Origin of the sequence: Polynucleobacter sp. UB-Siik-W21, from assembly GCF_018687415.1 — a bacterium.
Taxonomy (GTDB): domain Bacteria; phylum Pseudomonadota; class Gammaproteobacteria; order Burkholderiales; family Burkholderiaceae; genus Polynucleobacter.
Genome location: NZ_CP061289.1, coordinates 2,109,632 through 2,126,800, shown reverse-complemented (window position 1 = coordinate 2,126,800; position 17,169 = coordinate 2,109,632). Strand labels below are relative to the sequence as shown.

14 protein-coding genes and 1 pseudogene are annotated in these 17,169 nt (G+C 46.8%); 13 read left to right on the top strand and 2 right to left on the bottom strand.

Annotated features, from left to right (window positions below; translation table 11 throughout):
* Positions 1 to 222: 222 nt before the first annotated feature.
* The 7 genes and pseudogenes from rpmH to mnmC form a co-directional block, all read left to right on the top strand.
* A complete protein-coding gene (rpmH, locus tag C2756_RS11095; protein ID WP_011903922.1) occupies positions 223 to 357 on the top strand; it encodes a 50S ribosomal protein L34 in 135 nt (44 codons plus the stop codon).
* A gap of 8 nt (positions 358 to 365) precedes the next feature.
* Complete coding sequence (gene rnpA, locus C2756_RS11090) at positions 366 to 683, top strand: ribonuclease P protein component (protein WP_215319418.1); 318 nt, start codon at positions 366 to 368, stop codon at positions 681 to 683.
* Positions 580 to 927 (top strand): membrane protein insertion efficiency factor YidD, encoded by a 348-nt coding sequence (yidD, locus tag C2756_RS11170; protein WP_216860781.1) that lies wholly within the window; start codon positions 580 to 582, stop codon positions 925 to 927. Before rnpA ends, yidD begins: the two co-directional genes overlap by 104 nt.
* Before the next feature lie 6 nt (positions 928 to 933).
* Positions 934 to 2,610: a membrane protein insertase YidC gene (gene yidC, locus C2756_RS11080; protein WP_215319416.1), complete on the top strand. Its 1,677-nt coding sequence runs from the start codon at positions 934 to 936 to the stop codon at positions 2,608 to 2,610.
* A 42-nt stretch (positions 2,611 to 2,652) separates the two neighbouring features.
* The gene (mnmE, locus tag C2756_RS11075) at positions 2,653 to 4,014 is read left to right on the top strand and encodes a tRNA uridine-5-carboxymethylaminomethyl(34) synthesis GTPase MnmE (RefSeq protein WP_215321008.1); all 1,362 of its coding nucleotides are present in this window, start codon (positions 2,653 to 2,655) and stop codon (positions 4,012 to 4,014) included.
* A 90-nt stretch (positions 4,015 to 4,104) separates the two neighbouring features.
* On the top strand, positions 4,105 to 5,970 hold the full coding sequence (locus tag C2756_RS11070; RefSeq protein WP_215319415.1) for a phosphoenolpyruvate carboxykinase (GTP): 1,866 nt from the start codon (positions 4,105 to 4,107) through the stop codon (positions 5,968 to 5,970).
* Between the two features lie 46 nt (positions 5,971 to 6,016).
* Positions 6,017 to 7,108, top strand: a pseudogene (gene mnmC / locus C2756_RS11155) (FAD-dependent 5-carboxymethylaminomethyl-2-thiouridine(34) oxidoreductase MnmC); the annotation flags it as partial.
* On the opposite strand, the gene C2756_RS11065 reads toward mnmC, so the two are convergent.
* The gene (locus C2756_RS11065; RefSeq protein ID WP_251372068.1) at positions 7,078 to 9,741 is read right to left on the bottom strand and encodes a DNA topoisomerase III; all 2,664 of its coding nucleotides are present in this window, start codon (positions 9,739 to 9,741) and stop codon (positions 7,078 to 7,080) included. The pseudogene mnmC and the gene C2756_RS11065 sit on opposite strands and share 31 nt — an antisense overlap.
* A gap of 205 nt (positions 9,742 to 9,946) precedes the next feature.
* A complete protein-coding gene (gene dprA / locus C2756_RS11060; protein ID WP_215319413.1) occupies positions 9,947 to 10,630 on the bottom strand; it encodes a DNA-processing protein DprA in 684 nt (227 codons plus the stop codon).
* Positions 10,631 to 10,706: 76 nt separating this feature from the next.
* On the opposite strand from dprA, the gene def reads away from it, so the two are divergent.
* From def to C2756_RS11030, 6 genes are read left to right on the top strand one after another with little or no spacing between them, the layout of a single operon-like run.
* Entirely contained in the window at positions 10,707 to 11,222 is a 516-nt protein-coding gene (gene def / locus C2756_RS11055; RefSeq protein WP_215321004.1) for a peptide deformylase, read from the top strand.
* A 9-nt stretch (positions 11,223 to 11,231) separates the two neighbouring features.
* Positions 11,232 to 12,236 carry a methionyl-tRNA formyltransferase gene (gene fmt, locus C2756_RS11050; protein WP_215319411.1) on the top strand — a complete coding sequence of 335 codons (1,005 nt, stop codon included), beginning with the start codon at positions 11,232 to 11,234 and terminating at the stop codon, positions 12,234 to 12,236.
* A 16-nt stretch (positions 12,237 to 12,252) separates the two neighbouring features.
* Positions 12,253 to 13,569 carry a 16S rRNA (cytosine(967)-C(5))-methyltransferase RsmB gene (gene rsmB, locus C2756_RS11045; RefSeq protein WP_251372067.1) on the top strand — a complete coding sequence of 439 codons (1,317 nt, stop codon included), beginning with the start codon at positions 12,253 to 12,255 and terminating at the stop codon, positions 13,567 to 13,569.
* Entirely contained in the window at positions 13,566 to 14,147 is a 582-nt protein-coding gene (locus C2756_RS11040; RefSeq protein ID WP_215296054.1) for a DUF4390 domain-containing protein, read from the top strand. The genes rsmB and C2756_RS11040 overlap by 4 nt, the downstream gene beginning before the upstream one ends.
* Positions 14,144 to 16,456 (top strand): ATP-binding protein, encoded by a 2,313-nt coding sequence (locus C2756_RS11035; protein ID WP_215319409.1) that lies wholly within the window; start codon positions 14,144 to 14,146, stop codon positions 16,454 to 16,456. Before C2756_RS11040 ends, C2756_RS11035 begins: the two co-directional genes overlap by 4 nt.
* Before the next feature lie 2 nt (positions 16,457 to 16,458).
* Positions 16,459 to 17,142: a response regulator gene (locus tag C2756_RS11030; protein WP_215319407.1), complete on the top strand. Its 684-nt coding sequence runs from the start codon at positions 16,459 to 16,461 to the stop codon at positions 17,140 to 17,142.
* Positions 17,143 to 17,169: the final 27 nt, after the last annotated feature.

Genomic DNA, 17,169 nt, shown 5'->3' with positions numbered 1-17,169 from the left:
ATTTTTGGAGGATCCATTGTAGCCACCTCACAAAGTTATCCACAAGGTAAAAGTTCGTGGAAAAACTGTGGATAACTTGTGAATAAAAGAAAAAATCCCTTATGAATTAAAGTTTTAGTCAAAAAGTAAGTAAAAATAGAGAAAAACACCTACATATTTATTGAGATAGATTGACCTTTTGCTTCGCAACAAGGAAAATAGTGGGTTTTCCAGGGATCTATCATGAAAAGAACTTATCAACCATCAGTAACACGTCGCAAGCGCACCCACGGCTTTCGTATTCGCATGAAAACCAAGAGCGGACGCGCTGTATTAAATGCACGCCGCGCAAAAGGTCGCAAACGTTTGGCTGTGTAATTTAGCCATTGAATAGCGCAAGGATTTCTGAATTACTTAAATCGCGCCCCAAAACAAATCTGTCTTGGGGCATGTATTCTGTGGGCGCTCAAAATGGCGCCAAGCCTGACCTAGGAATTGCAGTAGCCAAAAAATTGGTTAAACGCGCCGTAGACCGAAATCGCTTGAAGCGAATGATTCGTGAAATAGTTTGGACTGCACAGGCAACGGCATTTAACAAAGATGTTGTCCTTAAGCTTAAAAAGCCAATTGGTCGTCAAACTCGCGGCAGACTCAGAAAAAAAGAGAAAGATCTCCTGCGCTCTCAGGTGGCGGAGCTTATTTAGGGTGCGCGTTTTAAATAAGGTCGCAGTGAGCTTGGTGCGCTTGTACCAACTTGCGCTTAGCCCTTACATTGGCATGCGGTGTAAGTATGTGCCTAGCTGCTCTCAATATGCCTGTGACTGCTTTCATCATTATGGATTTTTCAAAAGCTTTGGCTTAACGGCATGGCGCATTTTGCGTTGTAACCCTTTGTCACAAGGCGGTTATGATCCTGCGGTAAAACAAACGTCTCAATCATTTAAGTGAATACAAATGGACTTTAAAAAAACAATTCTTTGGGCTGTGTTTTCACTATCAGGCCTCATGCTGTACAACAATTGGCAGGTTCATGAGGGCAAACCATCGATGTTCGCTACTGCCCCAGTTGCAGCGCCCGCAGCCGTAGACAAGACAGGCACAGCCAGTAAATTAGATGTGCCCACACAAATTTCTGGTGCCACTAAGGCCGCTACAGCAGCGCCGACTGCAAATGTTGGCTCAATTGAAGGCGCAGAAAAGTTTGTATTACAAAACGATGTGCTAGTTTTGGAGATAAGCGCAAGCGGTGCAAATGTTATTGATGCAAAACTCCTCAAAGCCTTAACTGCGGAACAAAAACCGGTTGAGCTATTCCAATACACACCAAACCATAAATATTTTGCGAGATCTGGGTTAATCACCCTTAACAACAATGATTTGCCAAACCATACAAGCACCTTTAAGTTGGTTCAGTCTGGCAAAGATGGTTCAGGCAGACCGTTTGTTGTGCTTGCCAGCGAACGAGGTGGCGTAAAGCTCGAAAAAACCTTCATCCTTAATTCAGGAAGTTATGTGGTGGATGTGGGTCACCGGGTTACACAAAGCGTGACAAATCCAAACCCTTTGGTTCTCTATACCGAGATTGTGCGAGATGGTTCGCAAGAACAAAAAATTGGACCGTTCGATGGTGCTTTTTCTGCTAGCACTTTTACTGGACCAGCCGCTTATACCGACAAAGAAAAGTTCAATAAGCTTGAATTTACGGAGATTGATAAAAACAAAATCACACTTCCAAAGCAAGTGCCTGCAGGCGATCCAGCTTGGATTGCCATGGTGCAACACTATTTTGCTAGCGCCTGGATTCCGGGCGATAAGGTTGTCCGTGATATCTACGCTGGAAAAATTGATAACGGCCTGTATCGCGTTGGCATGCAGACCCCATTGGGCATTGTTGCGCCAGGAACAGTGGTGACTGAAAAAGCACAGCTCTTCGTTGGACCACAAGAAGAAAAAGTTTTAGAAACCATCGCCCCAGGTTTTGAGCTCTTGAAGGACTATGGCTATCTCACCATTCTTGCCAAACCTATTTTCTGGTTGTTGGAAAAAATCCACGGTTATGTTGGCAATTGGGGTTGGGCTATCATTCTGTTAACAATCTTAATTAAATTGGTCTTCTTCCCGCTCTCCGCTGCTAGCTATAAATCGATGGCTCGTATGAAAGAGGTTCAGCCGCGTTTGATGGCGATGAGAGAGCAATACAAAGGTGATCCACAAAAGCTTAATCAAGCCATGATGGAGATGTATCGCAAAGAAAAAATCAATCCACTGGGCGGCTGTTTGCCTGTAGTGATTCAGATTCCCGTATTTATTTCTTTGTACTGGGTATTGTTGTCATCTGTCGAAATGAGAGGTGCGCCATGGGTTCTTTGGATACAGGACTTATCGGTGCCGGATCCTTTTTACATCTTGCCAGTGATCATGGCGGTATCCATGTTTGTGCAAACTAAACTTAATCCAACCCCACCAGATCCAATTCAGGCTAAGGTCATGTTGTATATGCCGATCGTGTTTTCGATCATGTTCTTTTTCTTCCCTGCAGGCTTAGTTTTGTACTGGGTGGTTAATAATTTGTTGTCCATTGCACAACAGTGGCAGATCAACCAAATGTTTGGAAAAAAAGAAGCCAAGTAATTTGTTGATGGCATAGCATTTCATGAAAAACAAACAGCAATGATGACTCGTAAGCTTCCCATCATTGCTGTAGCAACCGCCCCAGGTAAAGCTGGGGTTGGTATTGTCCGCTTGAGTGGACAATACCTAAGGCCAATCATCAAAGCCCTTTTTCAAAGGGATCTACTTCCTCGCCAAGCAACCCTGCTCAGCTTGCGCGATGCGGGCGGGCAGCTCATCGACCAATTGGTAGCAGTTTATTTTGCCGCACCCGCTTCGTTTACTGGCGAAGATGTTTTGGAGTTGCAGTGCCATGGCGGCCCTCAGCTGCTTGAGCTAGTAATGAGGCGCTGCCTCGAGCTTGGCAAAGAAGCTGGTCTCGTTATCGCTGAGCCCGGTGAGTTCACTCTACGCGCCTATCTCAACAACAAAGTTGACTTAGCCCAGGCCGAGGCAATAGCAGACTTGATTGATGCTCAGAGTGAGGCAGCCGTCCGTGGAGCTGCTAGATCCTTGCAGGGCGCCTTTTCAGACGACATCAATAGTCTTGTTGAAGAAATTACCCAGCTAAGAATTTTGGTGGAATCGACCCTTGATTTCCCCGAAGAAGAAATCGAGTTTCTAGAAAACGCGCAGGCACGCGATCGCCTTTCGGCAGTGAAAACAAAACTTCAAGCGCTGCGCAACAACGCCAAGCAAGGAAAAATTTTGCGCGATGGCATACAGCTGGTATTGGCGGGCGCCCCCAATGTTGGCAAGAGCTCACTCTTAAATAGGCTGGCCGGTGAGGAAGTTGCTATCGTGACCCCTATTGCTGGCACCACCCGGGATAGAGTGAAAGAAAGCATCCAGATTGAGGGTGTGCCAATGCACATTATTGATACCGCTGGATTAAGGCAAACCTCGGACGAGGTTGAGGCAAAGGGGATTGAGAGAACCTGGGATGCGATTCGTCTGGCAGATTTGATTATTTTCTTGACCGCCCCGAATGCCGAAAAAGAAGCTAATGATTTAAGGGTTCAAATTTTGGATGCCGCACCCGCCAATTGCCCCGTTTTGGAGTTGATGAATAAGTCTGATTTATTGGATAAAAATTCCGGCGTCATAAAAGATAGGGCTTTGTTGATTTCGGCGAAAACAGGCGAGGGTGTTGAAGCCCTGAAACAGAAAATTCTCGAAACCGTTGGCTGGAGTGGCCCTCAAGAAGGGGCAATTGTTGCTCGCAGGCGCCACTTGGATTGTTTAGAGCGCGCCGCCGAACATATTGAAAAATCAGAAAAATTTGCTGCAAATGGTAATAATTCGCTTGAATTGTTCGCAGAAGAGCTATCTTTGGCCCAAAATCATCTTGGCCAAATAACGGGCAAGCTCCTACCAGATGACCTTTTGGGCAAAATTTTTAGCCAATTCTGTATCGGCAAATAAGAGCCTGGTCGTGTGACTTGCTGGGCCGTCAAATATGTCCAAAATGTTAAAATCATTGGATTAAAAAATTCAATCTTCATGGGGAAACATATGACTTCAACTATTAGCGGCCAAGTGAATGCGAATGCGCCGGCTTACGTAAAAAACGAGCGTTTAATTGAGTGGGTTTCAGAGGTGGCCGCACTCACAAAGCCTGACGCCATTCGTTGGTGCGACGGCTCCCAAGCTGAGTACGATGAGTTGTGTGAATTATTAGTAAGTGCCGGGGTTTTCAAGCGACTCAATCCTGCAAAACGGAAAAATTCATTTTTAGCGCTTTCTGACCCAGAAGATGTCGCCCGCGTTGAAGACCGCACTTTCATTTGTTCGGCTAAAAAAGAAGATGCTGGACCTACCAATAACTGGGTGGAGCCAAATGAAATGCGCGCAACGTTAAATCCATTATTTGATGGTTGTATGCGTGGCAGAACAATGTATGTAGTGCCATTTTCAATGGGCCCAATCGGCTCGCCAATTGCCCACATCGGCGTTGAGTTATCTGACAGCCCTTATGTTGCAATCAATATGCGCCTCATGACCCGTATGGGCAAGGCAGTGATCGATCAGTTGGGCGCAGATGGCGAGTTCGTTCCTTGTATCCACACCGTAGGCAAACCATTGGCAGCCGGTGAAAAAGACGTTGCATGGCCGAATAACAAAACCAAATACATTGTTCATTACCCAGAGACGCGCGAGATTTGGTCTTTTGGTTCAGGCTACGGCGGCAATGCTTTATTAGGCAAAAAATGCTTCGCATTGCGTATTGCATCCAATATGGGTCGCGATCAAGGTTGGTTGGCTGAGCATATGTTGATTCTTGGCGTAACTTCACCTGAAGGCAAGAAATACCACATTGCTGCCGCATTCCCATCCGCCTGTGGAAAAACCAACTTCTCTATGATGATTCCACCAAAAGGATTTGACGGCTGGAAAGTCACCACAATTGGTGATGACATTGCATGGATCAAGCCACGCAAAGACTCGGTTACCGGCAAAACACGTTTGTTCGCAATCAACCCAGAGTCTGGTTACTTTGGTGTTGCCCCTGGCACAAACCGTCAAACCAACCAAAACTGTATCGATTCCTTAAACCAAGATGTGATCTTTACGAACGTTGGCTTAACTGATGATGGTGATGTTTGGTGGGAGGGTTTGACAGAAACACCACCAGCACATTTGATTGATTGGCAGGGGAAAGACTGGACTCCAGCAGATGGCGCTGCAGGCCGCAAAGCTGCGCATCCAAACTCACGCTTTACAGTAGCCGCGACCAATAACCCTGCAGTAGATCCAAAGTGGGATGACCCAGAAGGCGTTCCAATTGATGCGTTCTTATTCGGTGGCCGCCGTTCTAATACCGTGCCATTGGTAAGTGAAGCGCGCGATTGGGTAGAGGGTGTTTACATGGCTGCTACTTTGGGCTCAGAAACCACCGCTGCGATTACTGGTCAAATTGGTGTCGTACGTCGAGACCCATTTGCAATGATTGCGTTTGCTGGTTACAACATGAGCGACTACTTCCAGCATTGGCTCAACATTGGTAAGAAGCTTGAGGCGGACGGCGCCGTATTGCCGAAGATCTACTGTGTGAACTGGTTCCGTAAAGACGAAAATGGCAAGTTTATATGGCCAGGCTTTGGCGAGAACATGCGGGTTCTTTCATGGATCTTGAATCGTGCTGAAGGTAAAGCAAGCGGTAAAGAAACCCCATTTGGTATTTGCCCAGAACACACCGATATGCATTGGGGCGGCTTGGACTACTCTGCTGAGAAGTTTGCTAAAGCGATCCATGTAGCTGTTGATGACTGGAAAAATGAGCTGAAGCTGCACACAGAATTGTTTGATCACCTTGGCGAGCGTTTGCCTAAAGAGTTGCAAGAGACTCGTGCCAAGATCGAACAGCGCTTGAACGTGTAAGCTGCTAAGCTATTAGTAATTTTTACGCCACCCCTAGATTAAATTAATGACCGAACCCCAACACCATGAAATCGTGGTGATTGGGGCAGGCATTTGTGGCGCAACCATCACAAATGAGTTGCTCGAACGCGGCAAGTCCGTCTGCGTTATTGATGCCTCTCACTCCCCTGCTACCGCTTGCTCCAGTCATGCCTATGCGATAGCGCACCCGCATATTGGAAAAGGCTCCCCTCGTTTATTACGCTTAACGCGCCTGGCATTTTTGTTGGCCGAAGCTCGGTGGGGAAAGACTTGGAGAGCACATGGCATTTTTCAGCCGACAAAAAAAGATAGAGAGTTTAATCGCGTAGAAGTCTCGGCCCACCTTCATTCTCTAGATTTAAAAGAAGACATTGCGATTGCCCTCGATGTTGAAGAAGCCAGAACAATGTGTGGCATCTCACAAAGCGGTGTTTGGATTTCTCGCGGGGCTTGCTTAAATTTATTGGAGGCAAGCAAGCAACTACTGAAGGAGCATGAGCGCCTAACATGCCTTTGGAGTACTCGTATTACAAGGCTGGAAGAGTGCAATGGAATATGGCACTTATTTGATTGCTCAAACAATGTGCTCATCAGTGCGAAGAAGGTCGTGATTGCTACAGCAATCGATAGCAAAGATTTAATTAATAGCCTCGGGGTGCGTCTCCCCCTAAAACCAGTGCGCGGGCAACTCAGTATTTTTTCAATTGGGCCCGATGACCCTTGGGTGTCAAAGTTGCCCAAGGTAGGCATTTCAGGGGATGGCTATTGTTTGCCAGCAGAGCAGCTAGAAGACGGCAGCTATCGCTGGATCGTTGGCTCTAGTTTTGATGAAGGCGAAGATGACTTGTCTCCAAGAGAGGCGAGCGATGAATTTAATCGCGCACAGGCAAAAGGCTTGCTTGACTATCCAGAGGGGGATTCCAGCAGCCTTATTAAAAACGATGAGTTTGTTGGCGTGCGCTGTGTTGCTGGCGATCGTCTTCCAATCATTGGAGCGCTTCGTCAGCGCCCGGGAATTTTCTTGGCTACTGCCTTGGGGTCAAGGGGGATTTTGTGGTCAGCCTTAGCGGCTAAGCTAGTTACAGCTCAGCTACTAGAGGACGATTTTGCCTTGCTTACCCGCTTAGGTTTTGCTGCGGATTTAGTTGCAGCGCTGGCACCCGCACGTTTCTTAGCGGGCGCTTTGGCTGCACCAGGCGCCTTAGCCTCAAATTCAAAACCAATTTTTCCATCAGAGCCAAGTGCTAAGTAGGCCTTAAAGCCTCGCCCAGTGCGGTTAGATTTGAAGTTGGTCAGCAGATCCGTCTTACCTTCTTTGAGCAATTTTTGAATTTGTTCAGCCGACACTTCTTGCTGAAGGACAACTTTACCTGTTTTGAAGTCGCAAGATTTACTAGGGCCAGTATTGTTTTCGCAAACATAGCGCATGCCATCTTCATAAACGGCACCAGAACATTTTGGACATACGCCTAAAGCTTGGCGACCGGTGAAATCTATCGCTTCTGTTTCGTCATCTTGCGTGTTGCCAAAATCAAACTCTAATTTAAAGCCTGCATTTGGATAGTCAGCATCATCTTCTGGAATTTCAGTTAGCTTAATGATGGCGGCAAAGGGGCGACCTATTTTGCTGCGAAATCCTTGTAAAGGCCCAATCGTTTTTTCACGTAACAACTCTTCTACTTCAGGGTATTCAAATGCGCGCCCACCGGGAGTTTTGCTAATCGTAAAGCCACATTTTTCACAAGCAAAGCGACGATAGTTTTCTTTCACCGGCCCTTTGCAGTGTGGGCAGGGCGTAGTCATTGTCGCGTAGTCGCCTGGGATAGTGTCGCTGTCATATTCTTTTGCGCGCTTCACAATGCGTTGAGTCATCTGTGCAATTTCTTGCATGAAGGTGTCACGATTCATCTTCCCTTGCTCGATGAGCGATAACTTATTTTCCCAGCTGCCCGTTAAATCAGGGCGAGTTAATTCTTCTACATCTAAGCCGCGCAGCAAAGTCATTAGCTGGAATGCTTTCGCGGTAGGAATTAGTTCACGCGCTTCGCGCACAATGTATCTTTCGGCCAGCAAGCCTTCGATGATGGCTGCTCGCGTTGCTGGAGTCCCAAGACCTTTTTCGGCCATGGCTTCCCGCATTTCATCATCATCAACCCATTTGCCTGCACCTTCCATTGCAGAGAGCAAGGTTGCTTCTGTATAGCGGGCTGGGGGCTTGGTTTTCAAGGGCACAGAAATCACAGATTCTGTTTGAACCGTTTCGCCTTCTTGCACTGGCACCAACTCATCATCTGCCTGATTCGATTTGCCATAAACAGTTAGCCAGCCCGGATTTACAAGGACACGACCCTCTGTTTTGAAATGATGCCCAGATGCTTCGGTAATCCGAGTCGTGACTCGGAATTCAGCAGCAGGATAGAAGACAGCCAAGAAGCGACGCACTACCAAGTCATAAAGCTTTGCTTCTGGCTCGCTCAAACTCTTCGGCGACTCTAGGGTTGGGATGATCGCAAAGTGATCAGAAATCTTGGAGTTATCAAAGATTCGCTTATTAGGTTTGATCCAACCGTAACCCGCTTTTGCTTTGGGGTCCTTGGGATCGTCCTGCAAAATTTGTTTAGCAAACGGACGATATTCTTGCGAGTGATCTGCAAGGTTCTCCATGGTCTGCTTCACGGTATCCAAATAATCTTCCGGCAGCGCTTTTGCGTCAGTACGGGGATAAGTCAATACTTTATGGCGTTCATATAAAGCTTGCGCAAGGCCTAGTGTGTTTTTGGCAGAGAAACCAAAACGTGCATTGGCTTCGCGCTGCAAGCTAGTCAAATCAAAAAGTTGTGGTGCAAGCTGGGTCGCTGGTTTTGCTTCTTCACTGACGGCTGCTTTTTTTCCGCGACAAGCCGCCACAATACTTTGCGCTGCAGCTTCGCTCCAAAGGCGATTCTCGCGCGCATCAGGTTCGGCGACATCTTTCTTAAACTTAGGATCAAACCAACGACCTTCATATACTCCAGCTGCAGCAATAAACTCCGCCTTTACTTCCCAATAATCTTTTGAAATAAATTTGCGGATGAGTTCTTCACGCTCTACAACAATAGAGAGAGTTGGTGTTTGTACGCGACCCACAGTAGTTAAGAAGAAGCCGCCACTTTTGCTATTGAAAGCAGTCATGGCGCGGGTGCCATTAATACCCACGAGCCAATCAGCCTCAGAGCGGCAGCGTGCTGCATCAGCAAGCGGCTGCATATCTTCATCGCTACGCAGGTTAATAAACCCATCACGAATGGATGCTGGCGTCATTGACTGAAGCCATAGGCGTTTAATCGATTGCGATGCTTTTGCATGCTGGGCAATCAGTCTGAAGATAAGCTCACCTTCGCGTCCCGCGTCACAGGCATTAATCAATGAAGTGACGTCTTTACGCTTGATCAATTTTTGTAACACTTTTAAGCGCGACTCTGTTTTAGCAATCGGGCGCAAATCAAAATAAGGGGGCACCACTGGCAGGTTGGCAAAAGACCACTTGCCACGTTTGACGTCAAATTCTTCTGGCGCAGCAATTTCTAAAAGATGGCCAACAGCAGACGAGACTAGAAAGTCATCGCTTTCAAAATAGTCCTCATGCTTGGTAAAGCCGCCCAGGGCTTTAGCGATGTCATTGGCAACCGAGGGTTTTTCGGCAATGATCAGCGCCTTTGGGTGATCCACGGATGAGGTCTTGGAACTGCTTTTGGTAGATGCTTTAGCCACGCGTTTGCCTAAATTTGAGCCTGAATAAATGTTTTTAATAGGGAAAAAGGATGATCAATTTAAACCAAATTACGATTTAGCCTATTGCAGATCCCTTTTTTATTATTAACCGATAAATCCTGAAAAGTCCAAAAAAGCCCTTTTTAAAGCATTTGAGATTCCTATTAGGCGACTTTTTGTTGGATAAAACCCTCTTAAAATCCATTTAAATGGGGTTTTTGAGAAAAATGAGCTCTTCCAGCACATCTTGGGGGCTTCGAACCAACTTGGCCCCCTGTTGTATGAGTTGATGGCAGCCTCCAAAAAGAGGGTCATCAATGGGGCCGGGTAAAGCAAAAACCTCCCTTCCCAGCTCACAGGCAAGACGGGCAGTGATTAAGGAGCCTGATTTTTCAGCAGCTTCGATCACCACTACACCTAGCGACAGGGCTGCAATGATGCGATTGCGCCTGGGAAAGTGAAAAGCTTTTGGACCAACCCCCGGTGGAAACTCTGAAACCAATAAACCATGATGCCCAATCGTCGTCATCAGTCCTTGGTGCTCCGGAGGGTAGGCAATGTCTAGCCCAGTCCCGCATACGCCTACCGTGTGATGGTTTGCCCCAAGACCAAGTGTGGCGCGGTGTGCTGCCCCGTCAACTCCCTTGGCTAGCCCGGAAATAATGGCGCCACCAGCCTTAGACAGGCTTTGGGCAAAGTGGCTGGCATTTTTGAGTCCTTTGGCACTGGCGTTGCGCGAGCCCACAATGGCGACCATGGGCATCAGCAGCAGCCCAATATTCCCTTTTATATATAGGCAACTTGGAGGGTCGAAAAGATCATTGAGCCGAGCTGGGTAATGTTGATCCCCGCGCACAATTTTGCGGATGGTTCTTGGTATTGATGACATAGGTAGCAAACATTTTGATCTGCGGGGGATTATGAACAATCAGGACAGACGGATTGCTCTGTTAGATAATTCCCACATGGCTTTGTTAACCGTCCTTTGTTACCCCGACCCACGCTTGCATAAAGTTGCTAAACCTGTAGCGCAGGTAGACGCTCGTGTTAAAAAAATTGTGGCTGATATGGCTGACACTATGTATGAGGCGCCTGGAGTTGGGTTAGCTGCAACTCAGGTCGATATTCATGAGCGCATTGTTGTGATTGATGTTTCTGATGAGCAAAATGAGTTGATGGTTTTTATTAATCCAGAAATTATTTGGGCGAGTTCTGAAACAAAATCTTGGCGCGAAGGCTGTCTTTCAGTGCCTGAGTTTTATGATGAAGTTGAACGCCCAGCCCAAATACGCTTGAAGGCTTTAGATCTTGATGGCAAGGAGTTTGAGATTGAGGCTGATGGACTATTAGCCGTTTGTTTGCAACACGAATTAGATCATCTGCAAGGTAAAGTATTTGTTGAGTACCTATCCTTGCTCAAGCGAACTCGTATCTCACAAAAAATGAAAAAGCGCGCCAAAGAATTGGTAGGTCAGCGCTAGTCGCCCTGCATGAAGATTGTCTTTGCCGGCACCCCTGAGTTTGCAGCGCAAGCGATGCGCGCAATTGCTGAGGCTGGTCATGAAATCGTGCTCGCGCTCACTCAGCCTGACCGCCGCGCTGGCAGGGGAATGCATTTGCAAGCCAGTCCTGTCAAAGAGTTTGCATTAGAGAAGCAGATACCAGTGATGCAGCCAGAAACGCTGAAACGCAATCATCCTGATGCGCAAAAAAAGCTACAGGCAGAAGAAGCATATCAACGCTTATCCCAGCTTGATTTTGATGCGATGGTGGTAGTTGCTTATGGCTTGATATTGCCCCAAGAGATTTTGGATATTAGCGAACGTCCAGGTAGGCATGGAAGTTTTAATATTCATGCATCCTTATTGCCTCGTTGGCGCGGCGCTGCTCCCATGCAGCGCGCTATAGAGTCAGGCGATCATAAGACGGGCGTATGCATTATGCAGATGGATGCGGGCCTTGATACGGGCGACACGGTTTTGCTTGAGGAGCTTGAAATTGCTCCCAATGAAACAAGCGTGACCTTGCACGATAGATTAGCTGCTTTGGGCGCAAAGTTAATTGTGAACACGCTTGCTCAGTTGGGGGGTATTAAATCTTTGGCTCGCATACCGCAATCAAATATAGGCATTACCTATGCAGAGAAAATATTAAAAGCAGAGGCTGAGATTGACTGGAGCCTGAGCGCAAAGCAAATTGATGCTCGTATTCGGGCGCTTAATCCTTTCCCTGGTGCCAGCAGTAGTTTTGCTGGGCATGGGATTAAATTTTGGAATTCATGCATGCCAAAAGAGGCTCCTAGTAAGTCGGGTTTGCCTGGCGAAGTTCTGGGGTTTGGCGAGGAGAGTATTTATGTGCAGTGCGGCTCTGGTGTGCTTGAGGTTATAGAAATGCAAAAGCCCGGCGGAAAAAGAATGAACGCAAAACTTTGTTTGCAAACATTTGATGTTGCTGAAAAACCATTTTGTTTTAAAACAAAGGTCGAGCAATCTTGACGTCGAGTAAAACCCATTGCTAGATCAAAAAACAGCCCAAAGCCTGCCACTTTCAGAGGCAATCACTATTGCCGCACAAGCTATTGGTGAGGTTATGAGTGGCAGGTCTCTTACCGAAGTGTTGGACCAACTAGATGCCCACGAGAGACCCATAGTTCAAAGCTTGAGTTTTGATGCGCTGCGTAAATGGGTTCGCTCTCATGAATTGATAAAACAATTTGTACCCAAAACTCCGCCACCTGAAGTTGATCACTTATTGAGTGTTGCAATTGCGTTGTTTATGCGCGATGGTACCGAGGGCAAAGGCTATGCAACCCATACGATTGTTGATCAGGCAGTCAGAGCGTGTGGCGAGTACGACCAAACCATGTATGCCAAGGGCTTAGTAAATGCGGTGCTTCGCAAAGTGAGTTTGATTTTGCAGCCCCCCGAGGGCAAACCTAGTTACCCGCCAGACCCAATCTCGATGTATGTTCCCGCGTGGTGGCGCGCAAACCTCAAGCGAAATTACTCGAAGCTATGGCAAACCATTTTGTTTGCTCAAGCGAAGCGCGCACCCTTCATTTTGCGAGTGAATCAAAAACAATATACGCGGGAGCAATATCAAGCTTTATTAAATGATGCTGGTATTGCATCTTCTCCCATTGAGTCGGTAACAGGCATTACTTTACCTAGTGCGCTGTTGATCACAAATCCTGTGCCTGTTTCTGAGTTGCCGGGTTTTTATAGTGGTGCTGCATCAGTACAAGATACTGGCGCTCAATTAGCAGCAATTCTATTGAACCCCCAACCTGGTGATTTAATACTAGACGCTTGCGCAGCGCCAGGAGGAAAGACAGCCCATCTATTAGAGCTAGTAGACTGTCAGATGGTTGCGCTAGAGTTAGACGGCGCTCGCCTTGGAAAAATTGGCGGCAACTTAGATCGATTGCGCTTGCACTCTGAAAAAGTAAAGGTAATTCGCGGTGACGCATCAAAAGCTGCTTGGTGGGATGGCACTCTCTTTGACAAAATTTTGTTAGATGCCCCTTGCTCGGCCTCGGGCATTGTTTCTCGACATCCAGATATTCCATTTTTACGGCGTGAGGCAGATATCAAGTCCTTGCAGAAAAAGCAACGTGAAATCTTGACCCAGGTATGGAAGATGCTCAAGCCCGCAGGACTGCTTTTATACGTTACTTGTTCGGTGTTTCCGGAGGAGGGTAAAGAGCAGGCAGCTTGGTTTGCGCAGCAGCATGGCAATGCGGTACGATTAGATGCTCCAGGACAGCTTTTGCCAACCGAAGCGAACGATGGTTTTTACTATGCTTTGTTTAAGAAAAATGGGCCATGAGCCGAAGAATTAAGCAATTCATCTTTTTGGGTTTGATGGCCTTGAGTATTTTTTCAACGGCCGTTAATGCCGAGGGCATCAAAATCAAATCCTTTGAGCTAGAGAAGGTCGATAACGATTGGCTACTAAATGCCACCTTCCAAATTGAGTTGTCGCCGGGCTTGGAAGATGCTGTACAAAAAGGTGTTGTGCTTTATTTTCAGACAGACTTTGAGTTGACGCGCTCGCGCTGGTATTGGTTTGATGAAAAACCAATCTCTGCTCAAAGACAAGCGCGCTTGTCTTATCAGCCCTTGACTCAGCAATATCGTATTGCCTCCGAAGGTTTTAGTTTTTCTGCTAAAACGATTTCTGAAGCCTTGCAAGCGGTTGGCAGTATTGGTGGTTGGCGTGTGATTGATAACAGCCAGCTTGACCCCAGTAAAGCATACACCGCAAGCTTGCACATGGCCTTGGATTTAAGCAAGCTACCCAAACCATTTCAGGTAAATGCTCTGAACAGTAGAGAGTGGAATGTCTCTAGTGATTGGTTCCGCATGCCTTTTTCTACCGGCGGATCAAATCTAATTAAGCGATGAGACAAGCTATAACATCGGCTAAGCCCAGCTTCTTTGAATCCAAGGTCTGGCGGAAAAAAATACTGCCAGCTGCAATAGGCTTGATTGGAGCATTGGCATTATTGCTATTGGCTTTGTTATCGATTGCTTCCTCCAACACCGAATTCTTTGACCGTTACTTTATTTGGCTTTATGCAGCAAACCTGGTCATTGGCGTTTGCTTAACGCTCGTCATTTTGACTTTAGCTATCGTGATTGCCGTGCGTTGGCGTCGCGGTCACTTTGGCACACGTTTGATTGCCAAACTGGCAATGATTTTTGCACTGGTGGGGGTGGTGCCAGGATTAATTTTGTACGGGGTTTCTCTTCAGTTCGTTTCCCGAAGCATTGAAACTTGGTTTGACGTCCAAGTCGAATCCGCGCTTAACTCAGGCTTGGAACTAGGGCGCGTTACCTTAAGGGTTGCTCAAGAAGAAATTTTGTCCGAAGGAAATTATATTGCCGAACAAGTTGTACTAGTTCCTGCTGGCTCAAGTACTGAGCAGGTTGCGGTCATGGCAATGAAGATTCGTAATCAATTTGGTATTCAAGAGCTTAGTCTTTTTAGCATTCAACGCAATTTGATCTTTACTAGTGAGGTAAGGCCCAAAAAGTATCTCCCCCCCCCTAGCGCAGATGTCATTGCGGAGGCATTTAAAAAGAAGGGTCTGACCTTCATAGATCAAATTGAAATGGAAGATGGTCAGCACGGTTATCGTATAAGAGCGGTTGTGCCAATTGTGCGCAAGAAGACGGGCCAAAGTAAGCTTGATTCCAACAAAGAGCCAGACGATAAATATTTTCTTCAGTTAGTACGTATTATTCCTGGCCCATTATCTAAGAATATTGATGCCGTTGAATCAGCCTATACCGACTATCAAGAAAAGTCCTTGGGCCGTATCGGTTTGCGTAAGATGTTTGTTGGCACCCTCACACTGACACTCTTTTTTGCATTATTTGTCGCAGTGATTTTGGCCTTATTATTAGGCCGTCAACTTGCCAAGCCATTGCTGATGTTGCTCAAAGGAACTCAGGCAGTTGCCCAAGGCGATTTGTCGCCCAAGCCAGAGCTCGATACGGGCGATGAGCTTGGTATGCTGACACGGCAATTTAATGTGATGACCAGGCAATTGGCCGACACGCGCACATCTTTGCAAGAATCCAAGGCCTTTTTGGAAAAGGTTTTGGGAAGCCTCACCGCAGGGGTGTGCATCTTTGATAAAAGCTATAACGTAGTGTCTAGTAACGCTGGCGCAGATCGCATTTTTGCGCAAGATTTAACCCTTTTGGATGGCAAACCATTGAGTAGTAATCCTGCGCTTTTGGAGTTTGAAGAAGCCATTAAAGAAGGCTTCGCAAGCTTGAAGCTTGCCGTTTCTAATGATGCGTCTGATTCTGCAGCCGAATCAGCCCAACAGGCGGCGCCTATCTGGCAAAAACAAGTTCAGCTTCATACTGCTAATGAATTTGATAATGAGTTAGGTGTAACCCTGTTTGTACGTGGCACACAGCTGACGACGGATCTGCGCATGGTGGTCTTTGATGATATTACTGATGTCATTAGTGCACAAAGATCCATTGCTTGGAGTGAAGTTGCAAGACGCCTTGCCCACGAAATTAAAAATCCACTGACCCCAATTCAGCTCTCTGCTGAGCGCTTGCAACACAAACTTGCGGGTAAGCTTAGTCCCGAGCAAGAGGACATGATCAATCGCAGCACCGAGACCATCATTGGACAGGTCCAAGCCATGAAAGAAATGGTGAATGACTTCAGGGATTTTGCAAAGACCCCCACACCACAGCTAAAACCCGTCTCCATTAATACGCTCACCACGGAAATACTCGGTTTATACGAGGGCAGCCCCTTGCGAACCCAGCTCGATCCACGCTGCCCAAATATCTTGGGAGACTCAACTCAGCTGAGACAAGTTATTCATAATCTACTCCAAAACGCTCAAGATGCTACGCTGGAGGGCAGTCACCAGGCTGAACCAGTCGAGGTAAAAACAGAGTTGGTGGCTTATGGCGAGCAAGATGGCGTCACTCAAAATGCGGTGCGATTAACAATAAGTGATTGTGGAGTTGGATTTCCAGCTAAGATATTGGCAAGAGCATTTGAGCCTTATGTAACAACTAAGAGTAAAGGCACGGGATTAGGCTTGGCGGTCGTTAAAAAAATTATTGATGACCACGGTGCCAAAATAGAAATACGAAATCGTATGCGAGGAGAAGAAGTGGTCGGTGCACAAGTATCTATTTTGTTTATGAACTTAGCAAAAGAGGCGGCCTAAGCATGGCGAGTATTTTGGTCGTTGATGATGAGATGGGCATTCGTGAGCTTCTCAATGAGATTCTGACAGATGAAGGCCATACTGTTTATGCTGCAGAGAGCGCTATTCAGGCGCGCACTATTCGTGAACAAATGCGTCCTGATCTGGTGCTGCTAGACATTTGGATGCCAGATACTGACGGTATTACTTTATTAAAAGAGTGGTCAAAGACTGGGCAGCTAACCATGCCAGTAGTCATGATGTCTGGTCATGCCACGATTGACACAGCCGTTGAGGCCACACGCATTGGCGCACTGAACTTTTTAGAAAAGCCGATTGCTTTACAAAAACTGCTGAAGACCGTCAGCAAAGCCCTAGAGAATTCACCAAAATATATAGAGCCAGCAGAAGAGAGAGTAGTTCAGTCCAGCCTATCTGCAGGCGCTTCCCCAAAGTCGCTTGGTGCTGAGCCTGCTCCAGCGCCTGCCGAAGGCGAGTTCATCAGTGGAATCGCCAAAACGTATTTTGATCTACCCCTGCGAGAAGCCAGAGATCTTTTTGAAAAGGCCTATTTTGAGCATCAAATGCAAATTATGGGTGGCAGCATGACGAAGATCTCTGAATACACTGGACTAGAAAGAACGCACTTATATCGTAAGCTCAAAGCTTTAGGAATTGATACATCACGCAATAAGGGCGAGCAATAGGCCTGACAATATTTGCCGTAAGCACTT